Source organism: Nocardiopsis protaetiae, assembly GCF_045446735.1.
In the GTDB taxonomy this organism is placed as follows: Bacteria; Actinomycetota; Actinomycetes; order Streptosporangiales; family Streptosporangiaceae; genus Nocardiopsis; species Nocardiopsis protaetiae.
The window spans coordinates 1-19,382 of record NZ_JBJJBV010000116.1 but is presented as its reverse complement, the minus strand read 5'-3'; the positions used below and the strand labels follow the sequence as shown (position 1 = coordinate 19,382).

Annotated in this window: 16 protein-coding genes and 1 pseudogene; 9 read left to right on the top strand and 8 right to left on the bottom strand. The window is 72.8% G+C overall.

Translation table 11 applies throughout. From position 1 onward, the window contains the following. Window positions 1-100 precede the first annotated feature (100 nt). The 4 genes from ACJOT3_RS18405 to solA form a co-directional block, all read right to left on the bottom strand. Window positions 101-715 (bottom strand): DUF2867 domain-containing protein, encoded by a 615-nt coding sequence (locus tag ACJOT3_RS18405; RefSeq protein ID WP_406974075.1) that lies wholly within the window; start codon window positions 713-715, stop codon window positions 101-103. A 130-nt stretch (window positions 716-845) separates the two neighbouring features. Next, window positions 846-1,874 carry an ornithine cyclodeaminase gene (gene ocd, locus ACJOT3_RS18400; RefSeq protein WP_406974074.1) on the bottom strand — a complete coding sequence of 343 codons (1,029 nt, stop codon included), beginning with the start codon at window positions 1,872-1,874 and terminating at the stop codon, window positions 846-848. After that, window positions 1,871-2,626 carry a hypothetical protein gene (locus ACJOT3_RS18395; RefSeq protein ID WP_406974073.1) on the bottom strand — a complete coding sequence of 252 codons (756 nt, stop codon included), beginning with the start codon at window positions 2,624-2,626 and terminating at the stop codon, window positions 1,871-1,873. The genes ocd and ACJOT3_RS18395 overlap by 4 nt, the downstream gene beginning before the upstream one ends. Window positions 2,627-2,630: 4 nt before the next feature. After that, window positions 2,631-3,860, bottom strand: coding sequence for an N-methyl-L-tryptophan oxidase (solA, locus tag ACJOT3_RS18390; RefSeq protein WP_406974072.1), 1,230 nt, complete (start codon window positions 3,858-3,860; stop codon window positions 2,631-2,633). A 187-nt stretch (window positions 3,861-4,047) separates the two neighbouring features. On the opposite strand from solA, the gene ACJOT3_RS18385 reads away from it, so the two are divergent. Genes ACJOT3_RS18385 through ACJOT3_RS18365 form a run of 5 tightly spaced genes read left to right on the top strand, consistent with a single transcriptional unit; the run spans window position 4,048 to window position 9,614 of the window. After that, window positions 4,048-4,677, top strand: coding sequence for an MSMEG_1061 family FMN-dependent PPOX-type flavoprotein (locus ACJOT3_RS18385; protein ID WP_406974071.1), 630 nt, complete (start codon window positions 4,048-4,050; stop codon window positions 4,675-4,677). Beyond that, on the top strand, window positions 4,677-5,612 hold the full coding sequence (locus tag ACJOT3_RS18380) for a PDR/VanB family oxidoreductase (protein ID WP_406974070.1): 936 nt from the start codon (window positions 4,677-4,679) through the stop codon (window positions 5,610-5,612). The genes ACJOT3_RS18385 and ACJOT3_RS18380 overlap by 1 nt, the downstream gene beginning before the upstream one ends. Before the next feature lie 17 nt (window positions 5,613-5,629). Continuing rightward, window positions 5,630-6,856 carry a PucR family transcriptional regulator gene (locus ACJOT3_RS18375; protein WP_406974069.1) on the top strand — a complete coding sequence of 409 codons (1,227 nt, stop codon included), beginning with the start codon at window positions 5,630-5,632 and terminating at the stop codon, window positions 6,854-6,856. Then, window positions 6,853-8,004, top strand: coding sequence for a CaiB/BaiF CoA transferase family protein (locus ACJOT3_RS18370; protein WP_406974068.1), 1,152 nt, complete (start codon window positions 6,853-6,855; stop codon window positions 8,002-8,004). Before ACJOT3_RS18375 ends, ACJOT3_RS18370 begins: the two co-directional genes overlap by 4 nt. Further along, window positions 7,995-9,614, top strand: a complete 1,620-nt coding sequence (locus ACJOT3_RS18365; RefSeq protein ID WP_406974067.1) for an amidohydrolase — start codon at window positions 7,995-7,997, stop codon at window positions 9,612-9,614. Before ACJOT3_RS18370 ends, ACJOT3_RS18365 begins: the two co-directional genes overlap by 10 nt. A gap of 26 nt (window positions 9,615-9,640) precedes the next feature. Here the strand turns inward: ACJOT3_RS18365 and ACJOT3_RS18360 are convergent, their stop codons facing one another. After that, the gene (locus ACJOT3_RS18360) at window positions 9,641-10,981 is read right to left on the bottom strand and encodes an MFS transporter (protein WP_406974066.1); all 1,341 of its coding nucleotides are present in this window, start codon (window positions 10,979-10,981) and stop codon (window positions 9,641-9,643) included. A gap of 133 nt (window positions 10,982-11,114) precedes the next feature. On the opposite strand from ACJOT3_RS18360, the gene ACJOT3_RS18355 reads away from it, so the two are divergent. From ACJOT3_RS18355 to ACJOT3_RS18340, 4 genes are all read left to right on the top strand, one after another. Beyond that, window positions 11,115-13,094, top strand: a complete 1,980-nt coding sequence (locus tag ACJOT3_RS18355) for a GAF domain-containing protein (RefSeq protein WP_406974065.1) — start codon at window positions 11,115-11,117, stop codon at window positions 13,092-13,094. Window positions 13,095-13,219: 125 nt separating this feature from the next. Next, the gene (locus ACJOT3_RS18350; RefSeq protein ID WP_406974064.1) at window positions 13,220-14,485 is read left to right on the top strand and encodes a hydroxymethylglutaryl-CoA reductase, degradative; all 1,266 of its coding nucleotides are present in this window, start codon (window positions 13,220-13,222) and stop codon (window positions 14,483-14,485) included. A 46-nt stretch (window positions 14,486-14,531) separates the two neighbouring features. Next, window positions 14,532-15,803 (top strand): CaiB/BaiF CoA transferase family protein, encoded by a 1,272-nt coding sequence (locus ACJOT3_RS18345; RefSeq protein WP_406974063.1) that lies wholly within the window; start codon window positions 14,532-14,534, stop codon window positions 15,801-15,803. After that, window positions 15,803-16,606: an FAS1-like dehydratase domain-containing protein gene (locus tag ACJOT3_RS18340; protein WP_406974062.1), complete on the top strand. Its 804-nt coding sequence runs from the start codon at window positions 15,803-15,805 to the stop codon at window positions 16,604-16,606. Before ACJOT3_RS18345 ends, ACJOT3_RS18340 begins: the two co-directional genes overlap by 1 nt. A gap of 80 nt (window positions 16,607-16,686) precedes the next feature. Here ACJOT3_RS18340 and ACJOT3_RS18335 read toward each other — a convergent pair whose 3' ends face one another. From ACJOT3_RS18335 to ACJOT3_RS18325, 3 genes and pseudogenes are all read right to left on the bottom strand, one after another. Further along, window positions 16,687-17,547, bottom strand: coding sequence for an alpha/beta fold hydrolase (locus ACJOT3_RS18335; RefSeq protein ID WP_406974061.1), 861 nt, complete (start codon window positions 17,545-17,547; stop codon window positions 16,687-16,689). A gap of 175 nt (window positions 17,548-17,722) precedes the next feature. After that, the gene (locus tag ACJOT3_RS18330; protein ID WP_406974060.1) at window positions 17,723-18,529 is read right to left on the bottom strand and encodes a hypothetical protein; all 807 of its coding nucleotides are present in this window, start codon (window positions 18,527-18,529) and stop codon (window positions 17,723-17,725) included. Between the two features lie 733 nt (window positions 18,530-19,262). Beyond that, window positions 19,263-19,382: pseudogene (locus ACJOT3_RS18325) on the bottom strand (IS5/IS1182 family transposase); the annotation flags it as partial.

Below are 19,382 nucleotides of genomic sequence, written 5' to 3'. Positions count from 1 at the left end.
GCCGTCCTGCGGTTCGTCTCCCATGGAATCGATCATGGTGCCGCCGGGGTGCCGGGCCGGGCCGGGACACGCCCATGCGCCCGGAACCGCCGGTGCGGCTTCACCCGGCGGCGCGCCGCCGGGCGCCGCGTTCCCATTCGCGGCCGATCCCCCTGATCATCGCCGAGTACACGCCCAGGTGGCGGAAGGGCTTGATGGCGGCCATGTACAGCGTGCCGAGCAGCCCGTTGCGCTTGACCAGGACGGCCATCCGGCCGCGGTGGCCGCCGGAGCCGTCCGGGACCCAGCCCAGGTGCAGGACGGCGTGCACGGTGCGGTTGGCCAGCTCCGCCGCCCACTCGTCACGGGTCTGGTAGAGGGGTGTGAAGGGGCCCGCCCCCGGGCCGGGGTCCTGTCCGCTCCGATCCGGGTCCTCGGGCGGGCGCAGGTCCTCGGGCAGGCGCTCGCGCAGGGAGCGCACCCGGCCGCCGACCCCGGCGCCGGGCCGGTCCCAGCCCAGGAGCGCGCCGAGCCTCCAGCGGACGGCGAACAGCAGGCGCAGCACGGGGGAGGACTCCGATCCCGCGGTCCCGTCGGTGAACTGCCGGACCAGGTGGGCGAGGTCGTCGGGCCCGCCGGGCGTGGGCAGGTCCCACACGTCCTCCAGACGGAAGTCGGGGGCGATCCCGTGGATGCGCCAGGGGCGGGAGGTGTGCGCGGTGTCGGGGAGTCTCATCCGTGTGCCCGTTCTATACGACGCCGTATAGATGCAGGCTAGCACTTGCTGTACGCCACCGTATATATGGGTCCGGGTGAAGACCGGTGCCGACCTGTCCCGGTCGCCTTCCCCGGACGGCCGTCCCCGCTCACCCCACCGGGTCGAGGGAGTGGACCAGGGAGAAGAGGTCCTTGGGGTCGTCCGGGTCCGCCACCAGGTCGATGGACGCCTGCAACTCGGTCCCGGCGGTGGAGTCGCGCAGGAACCGCAGCGCCGAGAAATCGGCGACGGCGAAGCCCACGGAGTCGAAGACGGTGATCTCCTGCGCCGTGCGGCGCCCGTCCTCCGCGCCGGTGAGCACCTTCCAGAGCTCGACCACCGGGAAGTCCGGGCCCATCTGCTGGATCTCCCCCTCGATCCGGGTCTGCTCGGGGTACTCCACGAACACCCGCCCCCGCCGCAGGATCCCGGCGTCCAGCTCGGTCTTGCCCGGGCAGTCGCCGCCCACCGCGTTGACGTGCACGCCGGGCCGGACGTGCGCGGAGCCCAGGACCGTGTTCCGGGCCTTGTCGGCCGTGCAGGTGGTGATGACGTCCGCCCCGGCCACGGCGTGGTCGGTGGAGGCGGCCTCGGTCACCCGGAAGCCCAGCGGCTCCAGGTTCCGGCGCAGCTTCTCCACGGCGGCCGGGTCCACGTCCAGGACCCGCAGCTCCTCGATGCCCAGCGCCGCACGGAAGGCCAGCGCCTGGAACTCCGCCTGGGACCCGGCGCCGATCATGGCCATGCACCGCGCGTTGGGGCGGGCCAGGGCCTTGGCGGCCATGGCCGAGGTCGCGGCGGTGCGCAGCGCGGTCAGCAGCGTCATCTCGGCCAGGAAGGTCGGATACCCGGTGCCCACGTCGGCCAGGACACCGAAGGCGGTGACCGTCTGGAACCCGCGGGCGGGGTTGAAGGGGTGGCCGTTGACGTACTTGAAGGCGTAGGTCTCGTGGTCGGAGGTCGGCATCAGCTCGATGACCCCGAAGGGCGTGTGGCTGGCGACGCGGGGGACCTTGTCGAAGCGCTCCCAGCGGCGGAAGTCCTCCTCCAGGTAGTCGATCATCCCGGTCAGCAGGCGCTCGACGCCCTCGCGCCGGATCCACCGGGACATGCTCCCGACATCGACGAACTGTGTCATCCACGGCTCCTCTGTGGTGGTGCGGTGACCGTGTACCGGTCGCGGTCCAGTACCTTCGCGCCCAGACCCGCGCGGGTCCGGTAGTCCTCGTCGAAGCCCAGGAACGGGTCCGTGGGCCCCGCGGCGCACAGCGCGGACAGCGCCTCGTCCACGGACAGCCCCGTGTACCCCCGCGCCTCCGACGCCGCGGCCGCCCAGTGACCGGCCCGCTCCCCGCCCAGGAGGTCGGCCGAGATCCGGGTACAGCGCCGGATCATCGCCGCGGCCGCCTCCGAGGGCCGCACGGCCCACCGGTGGCCCTCGGGGCCGGGCGCCGTGGTCAGGACGGTGCGCAGGCGCCGCGCCGCCGTCTGGGCCGCGTGCACCATGACGACCCCCGCCGCCCCGGGGCCGCCGGGCAGGACCAGCCGGGTGACGCCCCGGTCGTTGACCGCGGCGAGCAGTGCCTGCGGGTCCGGCGGGACGACGACCTCCTTGCTCTGCGGCCACACGTCGAGCGGGCTGTGGCGCCCCTTCAGGCCGCCCACGTGGAAGACGAAGAAGTCGGGGTACAGGTAGAAGTCGCCCTCCGTGGCGCGCAGCTCCTCGTAGAACGCGCCCACGCAGGCCAGCAGCAGGGGAGCCGCCTTCAGCGGGTCCCCGGGCTCCAGCGCCACGACCCCGAGCCGGTCGTGTGCGGTGAACCCGGGGAGGAGGTCGTCCAGGCCGACCGGCTCCCCGTCCCGGGTGAAGCCGAACTCGCGGGTCCTCATCAGGTCAGCCGTGTGCACGGGCCCGCCCCCCGTCGCCCACCGGGGTCTCCAGCCTGAACGTGAGCGGGTGGTCGGGGTCGGCGACGGCCGGCCGGTCCAGGCCGAAGGCCCCGATCGGGTGCGCGGTCGTGCCCTCCGTTTGGAGGTCGGCCAGGATCCGCCCCATGAGCCCGGCGAACTTCGCCGCGTGCCCGGCCCCGTTGAAGACGGCGACGTACGGGTGCTCCGGCAGGGTGTCCAGCACGAAGCCGCGGTCGGGGGTCAGGTCGTAGACGCAGGTCCGGTGGGCCAGGGCCGGGCCCGCGGCGTCGGGCAGGTGCTCGCGCAGGAACGCGGCCAGGATCTCCCCCTCCGCGTCGTCGCCCTCGAAGACCCGCTCCTCCTCGGTGATGAAGCGGCCGCGCAGGTCCCGGCCCAGCTTGGTGGCGGCCTCGCCGTAAACGGGGAAGCCGTAGTAGGTGTCCTGCGGCCCGTGGTGGATCCAGACGGGGTGCCGGTCCGGGGTGAAGGAGGCCAGATGGGGGCTGCTGAAGTAGCCGACCTGCTCCTGGGACAGGGTGAGGGTGAATTTCAGCCCGAGGTCGGGCATCAGCGGGCCCAGCCAGGACCCGGCCGCCACGATGAGCCGGTCCGCGTGGACGGTCTCGGCGGTCCCCTCCGGGGTGGCGACACGGACGCCCACACCGTTGGCGGACAGGTCGATGCCCTCCACCGCCCCGGTGCGGAACTCCACCCCGGCCGCCCGCGCCAGGGAGACGTGCGCGCTCACCGAGCGGCGCACGTCCAGCACGCCGGCGTCGGGCTGGTAGAGGCCGACGGTGGCGTCGGAGACCCGCCACTGCGGGAACCGCTCGCGGATATCGTCCGCGGTGAGCCGGTCGTGGGCGAAGCCGAGCTCTTCCAGGACGCGCGCGCTGTTCTCGACGTAGGCGTGCCCGGCGGTCCCCTCCTCGGCCAGGTCCAGCCCGCCGGTGGTGGTGACCAGCGGCAGCCCGCTCTCCCGCTCCACGTGCGCCCACGCCTCGAACATCGCGTCGGTGAGCCCCGAGTACGCGGCGGAGGGGTAGACCCGGCGGATGATCCTGGAGTGGTCGCCGAAGGCCCCGTAGGGGTGGAGCAGGCCGAACCGGTCGAGGACGAGGACCCGTTCGGCGCACCGCTGACTCAGCCAGTAGGCGGCGGCCGAGCCCACGGTCCCGGCACCGATGACGATATGGGAGTAGCCCTTCGGCATGGGGACTTCCTGTCTGCGCTGTTCGAACGGGTGGACCGGAACCCATGTTCGGCGCGCCGGAGGAGGCTTTTCGACCTCCAGAGATCGAAGGTTCGCCGGACCCCGTTCGACAGATGTAGGAACGCCCACGTCGGACTTTCAACGTCTGCGCGGTGCGCGCGACGCGGCGGTTCGGTTCGATGGGTGCATGATGCCGAAGCCGCCCGAGCCCATGCCGCTGGAGCGCGTGCGCGAGCTCGTCGGGGAGCCCGGCGGGGCCGCCGTCGACAAGGTGCAGGACCACGTCGACCACCACCTCCACCGGTTCATCGCGCACTCCCCGTTCGTCTGCCTGGCCACCGCCCACGCCGACGGCACCGCGGACTGCTCTCCGCGCGGTGACCACCCCGGGTTCGTCAAGGTCCTGGACCCGCACACGCTCGCCATCCCGGACCGGGTGGGCAACAACCGCCTCGACACCTTCGAGAATCTCGCCACCGACCCGCGCATCGGGCTGGTCTTCCTGGTCCCGGGGCACCGCGAGTCGCTGCGCGTCAACGGCACGGCCTACCTCTCCGAGGACCCGGACGTGCTCGTACGCCTGGAGGCCGAGGGCAAGGTGCCCAAGGTCGCCGTCATCGTCCGGGTGCGGGAGGCCTACCTGCACTGCGGGCGGGCGATCCTGCGGGCCCGGCTCTGGGACCCCGGGAGCCTGTCCCTGGCCGACCACGTCCCCACCATGGGCGAGGTGATCGCCGCCCGGGTCGGCGAGGGACTGTACAGCGCCGACGCCATCGACGAGGACCTGGAGAGGTCCGCCTACCGGAACCTGTACTGATGGGGACCGCATCCGGCCTGCCGCCGACGCTGGTCGTGGAGGAGGTCCGCGCCGTGGCGCAGGGGGTCCGCGCCGTCGTCCTGCGCGCCCCCGACGGCGCGGCGCTGCCCCCGTGGCCGCCCGGCGCCCACCTGGACGTCGAACTCCCCAACCGGCTCAGGCGCCAATACTCGCTCTGCGGCGCCCCCCGGGACCCGTACCGCTACCGCATCGCGGTCAAGCACGAAGCGCTCAGCCGCGGCGGCTCGGAGTACGTCCACCTGTTCCTGCGGCCCGGCACGCACCTGAGTGTTCGGGGGCCGCGGACCACGTTCCCCGAGCGGACCCCGCCCGGGTCGCTCTTCGTCGCCGGCGGCATCGGGATCACGGCCGTACTGGCCATGTTCCTGCGGGACGTCCGCGAAGGGCACGGACCCACCCTGCTCTACGCGGGACGGAGCCGGGCCGCCATGCCGTTCCTGGACGAACTCCCCGCGGGCGCCGACGTCGTGCTCGCCGCCGCGGACGAGGGGCGGCGGCTGGACCTGCCCGCCCGCGCCCGGGCCCTGCCGGACGGGGCCGCGGTCATCGCCTGCGGGCCCCCGCGCATGGTCGCCGAGGTCGAGGAGGTCTTCGGCGGCGGGCGGTCCGGCGGGGTGCACGTCGAACGCTTCCGGGCGCGGCCGCGCACCTTCGCCGACGACACCCCGTTCACCGCCGAGTGCGCGCGCAGCGGGAAGGTGGTCGCGGTGCCCGCCGGCGAGACGCTGATGGACGCCCTGCTCAAGGAGGACGTCCCCGTGGGCGCGGGCTGCCGGGAAGGGGTGTGCGGATCGTGCGAGGTCACCGTCCTGGCCGGGGAACCCGAGCACCGCGACCTCCTGGGCGCACCCCCGGGGCGCATGTACCCCTGCGTCTCGCGGAGCACCACCGGGAAGCTGGTCCTGGACCTGTGAATGGCTACGATCGGGAAATGGACGCCATCACGGACCTGGCGGAACGGCTGGCCCAGAAGCTCAGGCGAAGTGTGGCCGTCGACGACACCGACCTGCGCCTCCTGGGCTCCAGCACCCACTTCGGTGACGCCGACCCCCTGCGCCTGACCTCCCTGGCCAACCGGCGCATCGAGGGCCCGGTCCGGGAGGCGACCTTCGCCGCCGGATTCCCGCACTGGCGGACACCGCGCCGCGGCAGGGCCCTGGGGGTCGACGGGCATGAGCACGACCGGATGGCCTTCCCCCTGCGCTCCAGGTACGGCCCACTCGGGGTGATGTGGGTGATCCTCCTGGGCGAGGACGAGCTGTCCGGGGAGGAGACGGAGCTGTGCCTGGCCGCGGCCCGCGACATGGAGCGTGTGCTCGCGCGGCAGCGGCGGGACGAGACGGAGTCCGCGCGCGAGGTCGAGACCCTGCTGTTCACCCTCCTCTCCGACCGGGAGCGGGACCGGGCGGCGGCGGCCCGGGACCTGGCCGACCTCGGGTACTTCGAGAACACGACCGAGGTCACCGCCCTGGCGGTGGTCGGCGCCCGGCCCTGGCCCGCCCGGGCCGCGGACGAGCGGGCGGACGTGCTGCGCGAGGCCCTGCGCCAGGCGGTCCGGTCGCGGTGGGACCGGTCGGCGGCCTTCGCCGTGGCCGAGGACCACGCCTTCCTGCTCGTCGGTGGCCGCGGTCGCACGGTGCGGTCGGAGTACGCCGGGCTCGCCGAGCGCGTCGTCACCGAGGTCGCCCGGTCGGACGCCGGGCTCGCGCAGCGGCTCCGCTTCGGGGTGGGGTCCGCCGTCGGGCTCGCCGACGCGTCGCGGTCCTACGACCGGGCGCGGACGGCCGCCCGGATCGCCGTCCGCGAGGACCGCACCGTGGTCCTGGCGGAGGAACGCCCCCTGGAGGTCCTGCTGGAGGCCGCGGTCCGGCCCGGGATCGACGCCGCCCTGATCCCGTCCCTGCTCACCGGGACCGTGCAGTCCCAGCCGGAGGAGTCGCTGCGGACGGTGGCCTGCTTCCTCGACCAGGCCGGCAGCGTGGCCCGCACCTCGGAGATCCTGCACCTGCACCGCACCACCGTCTACTACCGACTGCGCCTGTTCGAGAAGGAGACCGGGCTGTCGCTGGACGACGGCGGCGACCGGTTCCTGCTCCAGCTGTGGCTGGCCGTCCGCGACCGCGCCGGCTACCCGCCCCTGCGATCGGAGGCCCCGTGAACGGGGCGCGGGCGAGCGGGCCGCTGGCGGGCCTGAGGGTCGTGGAGGTCTCCAGTGTCGTGATGACGCCGATGGCCGGACGGCTGCTGGCCAAGCTGGGGGCGACCGTCGTCAAGGTGGAGCCGCCCGGCGGGGACGTGGTGCGCCGTATCGGCGCGACCGCCGCACCCGGGATGAGCGGTGCCGCGCACTCCCTCGGCGACGGCAAGTACAACATCGCGATCGACCTGGGGACCGGGCAGGGGCGGGCGGAGCTGCGCGCCCTCCTGGGTTCGGCCGACATCGTCCTCACCAACCACCTCCCGGCCCGGCGCCGCGTGTACGGCCTGGACTGGGAGTCCGTGCGGGAGGCCAACCCGCGGGCCGTCCTGTGCACGGCCCAGGGGTACGCCTCCGACTCGGACCTGGCCGACACCCCCGCCTACGACGACACCGTCCAGGCGGCCTCCGGCGTCTGCGACATCTACGCCAAGGCCGGGGACCGCCCGCGGTACGCGCCCTACGTGATGGCCGACAAGGTCTGCGCCCTGACCATCGTCTACTCGGTCCTGGCCGCGCTCCACCACCGGGACGCGCACGGGCGGGGCCAGTGGGTGGACGTGCCCATGGTGGACGTCATGGTCGACTTCAACCTCACCGAGCAGCTCAACGACTTCTCCTTCCTCCCGCCGCGGGGGCCCGCGGGCTGGCACCGGACCCTGGCGCCCGGCCGCCGCCCGCACCGGTGCGCGGACGGGTGGGTCTGCGTCCTGCCGTACTCGGACCGGAACTGGCGGGACTTCCTCAAGATCGCCGGTGCCGACGTCGACGCCGGGGAGATCCCCTTCCCCACCAACCAGGACCGGAACGAGAACACGGCGGCCGTGCAGTCCGCCATCGCCTCCTACACGGCCGACCGGACGGTGCGGGAGATCCTGCGCGAATGCGGGGAGGCCGGCATCCCCGCGCAGCAGGTGAGGACCCTCGAATCCCTGGTGGAGGACGACTACCTGCGGGAACGGGGCACCGTTGAGGAGGTCCGGCACCCCCTGGGGCACTCCTACCTCCGGACGACACCGAACATCTCCTTCAGCGACTCGCCCCTGGGACCCGTGCGCCCCGCCACCGCCGTCGACGCCGACCGCGAGGAGATCGAGAAGTGGTGGTAGGTGGACGGGAGTCCGCAGACGAGCAGGTCTTCGTCAACGGCAAGGTGTTCACGGCACGGAGCGAGACCGACTTCGCCTCGGCCTTCCGGGTACGCGGCGGTGTCATCGACTGGGTGGGGGAGACCGCCGAGCTGGACGCCCGGACCCGGCGCGGCGCCCGTGACCTGGGCGGACGCACGGTGCTGCCCGGGCTGCTGGACATGCACCTGCACCCCGCGCTCATGGCCGACACCGCCGACGCCACCGAGTGCCTCCCGCCCCGGGTGACCTCCCTGGAGGAGCTGGTCGCCGCCCTGCGCGCCGACCCCGCCCGCGGCGCGGGGGAGAAGGTGTGGATCCTGGGCACCGGCTACGACGAGACCAAGTACCCCGAGGGCCGCCCGCCGACCGCCGCGGACCTGGACCGCGTCTCCACCGGGCAGCCGGTGATGATCTGGCGCGCCGACCGCCACTCGGCGGTGTGCAACACCCGCGCCATGGAACTCGCCGGGATCGACGCGGACACCCCGGACCCGCCGGGCGCCCGGTTCGAGCGCGACGCCTCCGGCCGCCCCAACGGCGTCCTGACCGAGCGGGAGGCGACGCTGGCGGTGAGCCGCCACATCCCGCCGCGCTCCGCCGCCGAACGCGAAGACCTGCTCGCGGCGGTGGGGCGGCGGCTCTTCGGCCGCGGCATCGTCGGCGTGTGCGACCTGCTGGCCACCACCATGCCCGACCCCCTCGCCGTGTACCGCTCGGTCGCCGCGCGCACACCGTTCCCGCACAGCGCCCTGTTCCTGGGCTGGGACCCGCACGAACCCCCGGCGGACCTGGCCGAGGAGCAGCGGACCGGCCCGGTGCGGGTGGGCGGGGTCAAGGTGCTCATGGACGGCACCTACTCCAACCGCACGGCCTGGGTCTGCGAGCCCTACCCGGGGTCACGGGACCGGGGCCTGCGCACCATCACGGACCAGGACCTGCTGGCGGCGGCGGACTGGGCCCGCCGCAACGGGGTCCAGCTGGCCGTGCACGCCATGGGGGACCGCGCCATCTCCCACGTGGTGGACCTGCTGGGGGAACGGGAGCCCTGGCTGGACGCCGCGCCCTCGGTGCGGATCGAGCACGCCACCCTCATGGCCCCCGCCCTGGTCCGGCGGCTCCGCCAGGCCCGGATGTCCTTCGGCATCGCCACGCACACGATCTTCCTGTACTCCGAGTACGAGGCGTACGAGCGCAACCTGCGCCCGGAGCAGGTGCCGGACGCCTACCCGATCCGCTCGCTCTACCGGGAGGTGGACGCGCTGGCGCTCTCCTCGGACTGCCCCGCCACCGCCTGGAGCGAGGCCGACGACCCCTTCGTCTCCATCGAGGCGGCGGTGCGCCGCCGCTCCTCCACCGGCGCCGACATCGGCCGGGCGGCCGCGGTGACGGTGCCCCAGGCGGTGCTGCTCTACACGGCCCGCGCCGCCCGGCTCACCCGCATGGCCGGGCTGGGCGGGATCGCCCCCGGCCGCCGGGCCGCCTTCGCGGTCCTCGACGACGACGTCTTCACCGTCCCCGAGGACCGCATCTCACGGGTCGGGGTCGAGGAGACCTGGTTCGACGGGCGGCGCGTGCACGTCCGCGGGTAGCCCGCCCGCAGCCGGCCCGCCCGCGCTCAGGCGGCGGGCTCGGCGGCGGACTCCTCGACCGTGGGCGCCTTGACCAGGGTCTCGGGCAGGAACCGGATGCCGACCACGCCGATGAGGCTGAGCACCACCAGGTACCCCGCCACCAGCCACGGGGTCCCGCCGCCCACGGACACCAGCCAGGTGGCCACCATGGGCGCGGTGCCCCCGGCGACGGCCGCGGGGATCTCCCGGGACAGGGCGATCCCGCTCCAGCGCATGCGGGTCGGGAAGATCTCGGCGATCATCGCCGCCGAGACACCGATGGTCGCCCCCTGGATGACCGCCAGGCCCAGGATCAGCCCCAGGGCCACCAGGATCGAGTTCTCGGTCTGGTAGAGCATGAACATCGGGAAGGCGAAGACCACGCCGAAGACGGCCGCCCCCATGAGCAGCGGCTTGCGGCCGATCCGGTCCGCGAGGGCGCCCGCGGCCAGGGTCGCGGGGATGGTGAGCAGCATGGCGGCGAGCAGGCCGATCAGCGTGTGCGTGGCGTTCACGTTCAGCGTCCCGGTGGTGTACGAGACGGAGAAGGTCTGCACGATGTACACCCAGGGCAGCACGAACACGAACAGGGCCATGCCCGCCAGCAGGAAGCGCCAGTGGCCGCGCACCGCCTCCACGATGGGGGCGCGGCTCACGGCGTTCTCCGCCTCGGCGGCCTCGAAGGCGGCGGTCTCCTTGACCCGGAAGCGGAAGTACAGCGCGACGGCGACGATCACCACGCTGGCCAGGAACGGCAGCCGCCAGCCCCAGGCGAGGAACGCCTCCGGGGACATCACCGCGGTGAGCAGGGCGAAGGTGCTCGTGGCCAGGGCCATGCCCACGTACACGGCGGCGCCCGGGAACCCGGCGGTGAAGGCGCGTCTGCCGGTGCTCGCGGACTCGCTGGCCATGGTCATCGCCCCGGCGAACTCCGCGCCCGCCCCGGCGCCCTGGAAGATGCGCAGGGCGATGAGCAGCACCGGCGCCCACAGGCCGATCGACTCGTAGGTGGGCAGCAGCCCGATGAGCGTCGTGGCGCCGCCCATGATGAGCAGGGTGACCAGCAGGGTCCCCTTGCGGCCGATCCGGTCGCCGTAGTGCGAGAGCACCAGGCCGCCGAAGGGACGGGCCAGGAAACCGACGGCGAAGGTGGCGAAGGCGCCCAGCGTGCCCGCCAGGTCGCTCCCGCCGAAGAAGAGCGGAGCGAACACCAGCGCCGCGGCCAGGCCGTACAGCGTGAAGTCGTACCACTCGATGACGGTGCCCACCGAACTGCCGATGACGGCCCGCCGCCGCTGTCGGCGGGGGTCCAGACCGGCGCGGTCGATGTCATGGGGGACGGTCATACCACTCTCCCTCTTCTTCCTCTGCTGTCTCTTGGACCCCGACGGTAGTGGCGGGCGTCACATCCGTGATATGTGTCTTTGATACATCGGGGAGCCCGTTTCCTGAGTTCTCACCCCAGTCATGGAGGTCCGTGTGGGAGATGTGCCGGGGGCCGAGCCGTCCCGCCGGGAGCCGCCCCTGCCGCCGGAGGCGGCCGTGTCCCTGCTCGTCTCCGCCGTCACCGACCCCGAGAGCGCCGCCGACGTCCCCGGCGCCCTGACCGCCCTGGGCCTGGACGGGGGCACCGTCCGCGACCTCGCCGAGCGGATCACCGGGAGCAGGCGCGAGCTGGCCCGCCTGCGCCGCCGGGAGCACGAACTGGGGGCGCTGTTCTCCAGCGCCCGGGAACTGGCCGCCGAACGCGACGGCGACCTGCTGCTGGAGAAGATCGTCGACCGCGCCCACCAGATGATGGGAAGCGACCTGACCTACCTCTCCGAGTACGACCCGCGCACCCGCGAGCTGTTCGTCCGCACCACGGTCGGCTCCGTCTCACCCGGTTTCCGCGCCCTGCGGGTGCCGCCCGGCAAGGGCCTGGCCAGCCTGGTGGTGGAACAGCGGTCCGGCAGGTCGGTGCTCCGGTACCCGGAGTTCGAGTCCGGCCGCCACGAGGCCGGGATCGACGCGGCGGTGGCCGACGAGGGCATCGTCTCCATGCTCGGCGTGCCGATGCTGGCCGACGACGAGGTCCTCGGGGTGCTCTTCGTGGCCACCCGGGAGGAGCACGCGTTCACCCCCGAGGACACCGCGCTGCTGACCGCGCTGGCCGACCACGCCTCCGTGGTCCTGCAAACGGCCCGCACGCTGCGCAGCCTCCAGCGCGCCGAGGACGAGTCCCGCCGGGCGCTCTCGCGCCTCACCGAACACCTGATCCAGCGCGACCGGGCCCACGCCGTGCACCGCAAACTCGTGGAGGCCGTGCTGACCGGCGGGGACTTCGGCACCGTCGCCGCCACGCTCTCCGACGAGCTCGCCCGGCCCGTGGCGCTCAGCGACCGGGCGGGGAACCCGCTGGCCGAGGCCGGGAACGGCCTGGCACGGGTCGGCGCGCTGGAGGGCGGCGTGCCCGGGGACGAGGCGCTGCTCCGGGCGGTGCGGCGCAGCGCCGAATCGGGGCGCCTGGTCCAGCTGGAGGACGGGGGACCTGTCGACGGGGTGGTCGCGTTCGCGGCGGGGGAGCGCCACCTGGGCACCGTCTTCCTCGGCCGGGGCGGCTTCGCCCTCAGCGACGTGGACGCGCGCACCGTCGAACGCGCGGCCCAGGTGTGCGCCCTGCTGCTCCTGTCCCAGGAGGCCGTCGCCGAGACCGAGTACCGCGTGCACGGCGAACTCATCGCCGACCTGCTCTCACCGGACGCCGAACGCCGCCGGGACGCCCTGGCCCGGGGCCGGCAGCGCGGCACCGACGCCGCCGACTTCACCTCGCTCCTGGCGCTCTCCGTGCCCGCCGGGCAGCGCGGCCGCGCCGTGCGCCTGGCGGCCAAGTCGGCGCCCGTACCGTCCCTGGTGGGAGAGCACCAGGGCCTCGTCGTCGTCCTGGGCAGACCGGGGTTGGAGGAGCGGGCCGAGGAGTTCCGGCGCGGGCTCGCCCACCACCTGGAGGACACGGTGCTCGGCGTGCTCCCGGGCCGGGGCGAGCCCAGCGCGCGGTTCCCCCTCGTCAAGAAGACGGTGCGGCTCATGGAAGCGCTCGGGGTCTCCGACACCCTGGTCGAGACCAGCGACTACGTCCCCTACGCCGCCGTCTTCGACGCCGACGCCCCCGCCATGGAGGACTTCCTGCGCCGGACCCTGGGCGAGGTCAAGCGCTACGACGCCGAACGGAACACGGAGCTGCTCCGGACCCTGCGGGCCTACGTCCACCACGGGGCCAGCCCCACCCGGGCCGCGCGCTCCCTCAACTTCCACGTCAACACGGTCCTCCAGCGGCTCGAACGGCTGGACCGCGTCCTGGGCGCCGGATGGCGCGGCGACGAGGACTACTTCCGGATCTCCCTCGCCGTCCGGATGGACGAGCTGCGGGAGCGGCTGCTGGGCGCCGCCCGGGGCGAAGGGCATGGAGGTGCGTCATAGCGAATCGCGCATTTGCTGTGCCCTGCCACCATGCAGTGGGTCACACCGCGACCGTAGTCTCGCCACCGAGTACCAGAACGATGACCTGGACTTGTGCCGGTCACCGTGTCCCAGGAGGTGGATCCTTGCCGGTCAACAGTCGTATCCCCGGGCTCCGGGAACTCGGAGTCCAGGACCGCCGCACCAGGATCGCCGAACACGCCGGGGTGGACACCGAGGGCTTCGACCCCGGCAACGGCCTCGGCGTCGAGCAGGCCGACCAGATGATCGAGAACGCCGTCGGGGTCCTCGGCGTTCCCCTGGGTGTGGCCACCAACCTGACCGTCAACGGCCGCGACTACCTCGTCCCCATGGCCATCGAGGAGCCGAGCGTGGTCGCCGCCGCCTCCAACGCGGCGCGGATGGCCCGCGGGCTCGGCGGACTGCGCGCCTCCACCACGGGACCGGTGATGATCGCCCAGGTCCAGCTGGTGGACGTCCCCAACCCGGAGGCCGCCCGCTTCCGGATCCTGGAGGCCGAGGAGGAGATCCTCGCCCGCGCGAACGAGCAGGACCCCGTCCTGGTCGACCTGGGCGGCGGGGCCCGGTCCGTGGAGGTGCGCCCGGTGCCCACCGCCTCGGGCACCCACCTCGTCGTGCACCTGGTCGTGGACGTCCGCGACGCCATGGGCGCCAACGCCGTCAACACCATCGCCGAGGCCCTGGCCCCCCGGCTGGCCGAACTCTCCGGCGGCCGGTCGCTGCTGCGCATCCTCAGCAACAAGGCCGACCGGCGCCTGGTACGCGTGCACGGCGAGTTCGACGCCGAGCTGCTGGGCGGGCCCCGGGTGGTCGACGACATCGTCCTGGCCGGCGACCTCGCCGCCGCCGACCCCTACCGGGCCGCTACGCACAACAAGGGGATCATGAACGGCATCAGCGCCGTCGTGCTCGCCACCGGCAACGACACCCGCGCGGTCGAGGCCGGCTGCCACTCCCACGCCGTCAGGGACGGCCGCTACACCGCGCTCTCGCGCTTCGAGAAGAACGCGGCCGGGAACCTGGTGGGCACGCTCGAAGTGCCCCTGGCCGTGGGCCTGGTGGGCGGCGCCACCCGCGCCCACCCCACCGCCCGGGCCGCGATCCGGCTCCTGGGGGTGACCTCGGCCCTGGAACTGGGCGAGGTCATCGCCGCCGTGGGGCTCGTGCAGAACCTGGCCGCCTGCCGGGCCCTGGCCGCGGAGGGCATCCAGCGCGGGCACATGGCCCTGCACGCCCGCACCCTCGCGGTCTCCGCCGGGGCGGTGGGGGCGGAGATCTCGGAGGTGGCCGCCCGGCTGGTGACGGCGGGGCGCATCCGGGAGGAGTACGCCCGCCAGGTGCTCGGCGAACTGCGCGGGGCCTCCGCGTGACCCCGTGCAGGCCCTGCACGCCCGACGACAGGAAGTGAACACCCCGATGGACACCACGCCGCAGACCCCGGGACGGCCCGGGGGCGGAGCACTCGACGGCATCCTCGTGCTCGACCTCTCCCGGGTGCTGGCCGGGCCCTACGCCGCCCAGATCCTCGCCGACATGGGGGCCACGGTCGTCAAGATCGAGAACCCCGAGGACCCCGACGTCTCCCGCGGCTTCCCCCCGTACCTGACGGCGGACGCTGACGGCGACGGTGGGGGCGGGGGTGGGGGCGCGCAGGAGTTCAGCGGGTACTACGGGCAGTACAACCGGGGCAAGCTCGGCCTGACGATCAACCTCGCGCACGAGGAGGGCAAGCAGGTCCTCAAGGACCTCGTGGCCGAGGCGGACGTGCTGCTGGAGAACTTCCGGCCCGGCACCATGGAGAAGCTCGGCGTCGGCTACGACGTGCTCAGGGAGATCAACCCCAAGCTCGTGTACACCGCCATCTCCGGCTACGGCCACACCGGCTCCCGCAGCCGCCGCCCGGCCTTCGACAGCACCGCCCAGGCGGCGGGCGGCCTGTGGTCCATGAACGGTTTCCCCGGCATGCCCCCGGTCCGGGTGGGCGTCACCATCGGGGACCTGTCGGCCTCGCTCTTCTCCGTCATCGGCACCCTGGCCGCCATCCGGCACGTCGAGCACGGCGGGGACGGGCAGAAGGTCGACGTCGCCCAGGTGGACAGCATCATCGCGCTCACCGAGACGGCCGTGGTCGACTACACCGTCGACGGCAAGACCGCCGGGCCCGCGGGCAACGAGCACGCGTGGGTGCGGCCCTACGAGCTCTTCGACTGCGCCGACGGGCAGGTGTTCTTCGGCGGGTACACCGACAAGCTGTGGCGGGTCAGTTGCGAGCTGTTCGGCACCCCCGAGGCCGCGAAGGACCCCGAGACCGACACCATGCGCAAGCGCTTCGACAAGGACGTCTACGAGAAGAAGGTCCGTCCCCTGATCGCCACCTGGTTCCGCGACCGCACCCGGGCCGAACTGGAGGAGCTGGCCGGGGACGTCGTCCCGCTGACCGCGCTGCGCACCATCGCCGACGTGGTCGAGGACCCCGGAACGGCGGAGCGCGACATGGTCGTCGAGGCCGACTACGGGGAGCTGGGGCGGCTGCGCATGTTCGGCCAGCCCATCAAGCTGAGCGGGACCCCCGCCGACCCGGCCCGGCCCGCCAACCGCGTCGGCGAGCACACCGACCGGGTGCTGGCCGACCTCGCGGGCTACACGCCCGAGCAGATCGCCGCCCTCCGGGACAGGGGGACCGTCTGATGGGCACCGCCGTGTCGCGCGTCCAGCGCATCGACCCCGCCCCAGCGCAGGACTACCGGGGGACCTTCGCGCCCTGGCTCCCGGAGCCGTCCGTGGGCGACCCCCTGCCCCCGGGGTGGGAGGGGCTGTACTTCCCGTTCTCCGTCGGCATCGACGGACTGCGCCCGGACGGCACCCCGCAGGGGGACGCACCGCCCGGGATCGACCTGCCGCGCCGGATGTACGCCGGCGAGGACACCGTCTTCCGCCGACCGATCCGGTTCGGGGACACCGTCGAACAGCGGGTGCGCCAGGGGCGGGTCATAGAGAAGACCGGCAGGAGCGGGCGGCTGGTCTTCGCCGACCTGGAGCGGGAGTACCTCGTGGACGGGGAACCGGTCGTGGAGAGCACCTGGCACGACGTGTTCCTGGAGGAGGGCGCGCCCCCGCCGCCGGTCCAGCGGGCCGAACCGGAGGGGGACCGGGTGTACCGGCTCATCCCGGACTCCCGGCACTTGTTCCGGTTCTCCGCTATCACCTTCAACACCCACCGGGTGCACTACGACCGGTACTGGGCGCAGCGGGTGGAGGGGCTCCAGGACCTGCTCGTGCACGGGCCGCTCACCCGGCTGCTGATGCTGGACGCCGTCCTGTCCGGGGGAGGCCCGGGGCGGACCCCGGCCCGCTGCTCGTTCACCGCGACCGCGCCGCTCTTCGTCGACCGCGAGATCACGGTGGCGGTCACCGACGGCGCCGCCGAGTCCCAGGCGGTGGCGGTGTCCGAGGACGGCCGCCTGGCCGCCCGCGCGACCGTCCACTGGTAACACGGGGCCCGCGCCGCTCGTCGGTGGCCCGGGTCACCGTCCGGCGGTGAGGAGGGGACGGTCCTCCCCACCACCGGGGCTCATCGGGACTCGGCCGACATCGCCGTCCGCCGCAGGATCCGCACGAAGTCCGGGATGAGGGCGGGCGGGAAGAAGTGGCCCATCCCGGGGTAGACGTGCAACTCCGCCCGGGGCATCGCCTCGGCGATGTCGACCGCGGCACACCAGTGCAGCACGTGGTCGTCGCGCCCGTGGATCACCGCCGTGGGCACGTCCACGGCCTTCAACGACTCCAGCCGCTCGGGCGCGCGCTTGAGCGCGCTCCACTGGCGCGGGGCGCCGTCCGGCGCATAGCGCCGCTCATAGGACTGCGTGATATAACGCCGCGTCTCGTCCTCGTACCACTGGCTCTCGCCCCAGATATCGCCGTCCGGCATGAACGCCCGATGGGCGGCCAGGGAACCCTCCAGCAACTCGTCCAGAGAGAACCGGGGCTGGGGCGAATTCAATTCCTCCCGCTCGCCGTGGAGGATATAGCGTTTGTCGCGTCCCGGAATCGAATAGAACAATCCCAGGCTGCGGACCCGCTCCGGGTTCCGGATCGCCAGCATCTGCGCGATCATCCCGCCCATCGACCGCCCGGCGACATGCGCCGACTCCAGTCCTACGTGGTCGAGCACGGCGACGACATCATCCGCGAAGTCCTCCAAGCCGTAGCCGCCATCAAGATCCTCCGGCCCGCCGAAGTGCGTGGACAGCCCGGCGTCCCGGTTGTCGAAGGCCACCACGAAGAACCCGGCCCCGACCAACTGCTCAATGAAGTCCGGTGCCCACCCCACCATCTGCGTGAATCCCCCCTCCACCAGCACAAGAGGGATATCGGAGGGCTTCCCGGAGGTCTCGTAGTAGAGCTCCCCTCCGGGAATGGGGGCATAGGCCATGGCGTGATTCCTCAACTCGATCCGAATGGCCCCAGCCTACGGTTCCCGCCCACACGACTCCTTGTCCGCCGAACACAGGACTTTCGCCCATCCTGTGCCCCCGCCACACCCGACGGGCGGCATGTACAGCGATCGGAGACCGATCAGTCGATGAGCCACCGAAGGAACACTGCGGTCACGTGGTGCTGGGGGACTCGACGCTCCGGACCGGAGGTCGACCGTTGGAGTCGAGCGTGTGAAGCATGGCCTCACGCAGGGCCTCGCGGTCGCTTCCCGGACGAAGGGCCTGGATCTTCGGTGTGTGAAGTGTGTGAGCGAGCCGCTCTCGTTGCTCGGGGGCGAGGTCATCGATCATCTGCTCGGCCAGGAGCATGGCGTGGTACTGCTCGAAGGCGCTACGGGGCTCGGTGATCGCGGACAGTGCGGCGTCGAAGTCGCGCAGGGACACGTCGGCCTGCATCAGGCCCAGCGCGGTGATGCGCTCCTCGTCCTTGCCACTGGTCAACCATCGGCGGACCTCCTCGGGTGCGAACGACCGAGCCGTGGCCAGGTCGCGGGCGCGTGCCATGATCCGCTCCAGCGAGCGGACACGATCGGGGCCGGAGGGTATGGTCGCCCGCGTCGAGCGGTAGTCGGTGAGGATCGGCCCGGCGGCTTCGAGGAGGGTGCGTGCCTCCTCACGCAGTTGGGCGGCGTCCGCGCTGTCTCCGCGCTCCTCGGCCTCTTCGGCCAACGCGTAACGGTCCGCGGCCGCCGCACGGAGCCGGAGGGTGGCGCCGCCGAACTCGAACCGTTCGACACGGTCCCCCAGCACCGCCAGCGCGAGGGCCACCCCGCTGAAAACGAGGAGCGCGGTCGCCCCGCCGCCGTTCTCCGTCACGAACACGGCCGCCGTCCCGGCGGCGAAGGCGACCCCGCCCAAAGACCACAGAACGATGCGCTGCCAGAGCCGGAGGAACTGCGGTTGCGGCGAAGACCCCACCTGAGGCTCCTTGATGTCAGGGGTGCTGGCGGAACGAACGATCGGCCCCCAGCGTATTCGTTCGGCCTTGACCAATGGCGAGCCGGCCTTTGACCGCCGTCGGTGGGGGAGCGGTCGGACAGCGAATCCGGCCCCGCCGACGGTGTGGCGCGGTGGCCGGGCACCGGCGACATCGAGGTCTTCGAAGCGGGAGGGGATCTGTTCAGGTGTGGGCCTACGGTCAGGGTCGTGGTCCCAGCAGTATTCCATCTGCTTGTGGTGCGTGAAGCCCCGCGGAGTAAGAGGTCTCGGCTGAAACGGCCGTATGCGACCTGCGGCGCCGTGTGACCTACGGGCCCGGCACCCACGTCCGGGTCGGGTACGTGGCTCCGAAGCAATCGAGAGGAGGCCCTCGCCGTGTGGCCGTGGAGACCGGGTCCGCATCCGGAAAACTCAGAGCGCCCCAGTGGGAGGGGTTCCACCAACCGCGAGCGGGCATCAAGGGAACGGCGATTCGCCCCCCCGCACAGGCGATCGACCGATGCCGGTCGGGTAACGGGACGGGGGAGCACACCAGGAGCACCTGGATACCCCAAGCCCCGGGCCGTGCGGTGGGTTCACCCCGCCCGGCCTGGGGCTTCGCCGCGGGCGGAGATGGCCGGCCATCGGATCAAAGGTCCCCTGGTCAAGCTTTCCTATATTGGGTTGGTTTTACTGAACGGCGCCTCTACGGGTTTACATGAGTGAGCCTTTTTCATCCTGCTTCTCGGAGCTGAAGGACCAGCACCGCGCGGGTGATCTGGCCGGCGCGTTGCGGGCAGCAGCGCAGGCGGCGCAGGATGTCCCACTGCTTGAGCCGGGCGATCGCGCGCTC

Coding starts and splice junctions, on each gene's coding strand:
- ACJOT3_RS18385 (WP_406974071.1), top strand. CDS start 4,048: ATGATGCCGAAGCCGCCCGAGCCCATGCCGCTGGAGCGCGTGCGCGAG.
- ACJOT3_RS18395 (WP_406974073.1), bottom strand. CDS start 2,626: ATGAGGACCCGCGAGTTCGGCTTCACCCGGGACGGGGAGCCGGTCGGC.
- ACJOT3_RS18335 (WP_406974061.1), bottom strand. CDS start 17,547: ATGGCCTATGCCCCCATTCCCGGAGGGGAGCTCTACTACGAGACCTCC.
- solA (WP_406974072.1), bottom strand. CDS start 3,860: ATGCCGAAGGGCTACTCCCATATCGTCATCGGTGCCGGGACCGTGGGC.
- ACJOT3_RS18340 (WP_406974062.1), top strand. CDS start 15,803: ATGGGCACCGCCGTGTCGCGCGTCCAGCGCATCGACCCCGCCCCAGCG.
- ACJOT3_RS18345 (WP_406974063.1), top strand. CDS start 14,532: ATGGACACCACGCCGCAGACCCCGGGACGGCCCGGGGGCGGAGCACTC.
- ACJOT3_RS18380 (WP_406974070.1), top strand. CDS start 4,677: ATGGGGACCGCATCCGGCCTGCCGCCGACGCTGGTCGTGGAGGAGGTC.
- ACJOT3_RS18360 (WP_406974066.1), bottom strand. CDS start 10,981: ATGACCGTCCCCCATGACATCGACCGCGCCGGTCTGGACCCCCGCCGA.
- ACJOT3_RS18375 (WP_406974069.1), top strand. CDS start 5,630: ATGGACGCCATCACGGACCTGGCGGAACGGCTGGCCCAGAAGCTCAGG.
- ACJOT3_RS18405 (WP_406974075.1), bottom strand. CDS start 715: ATGAGACTCCCCGACACCGCGCACACCTCCCGCCCCTGGCGCATCCAC.
- ocd (WP_406974074.1), bottom strand. CDS start 1,874: ATGACACAGTTCGTCGATGTCGGGAGCATGTCCCGGTGGATCCGGCGC.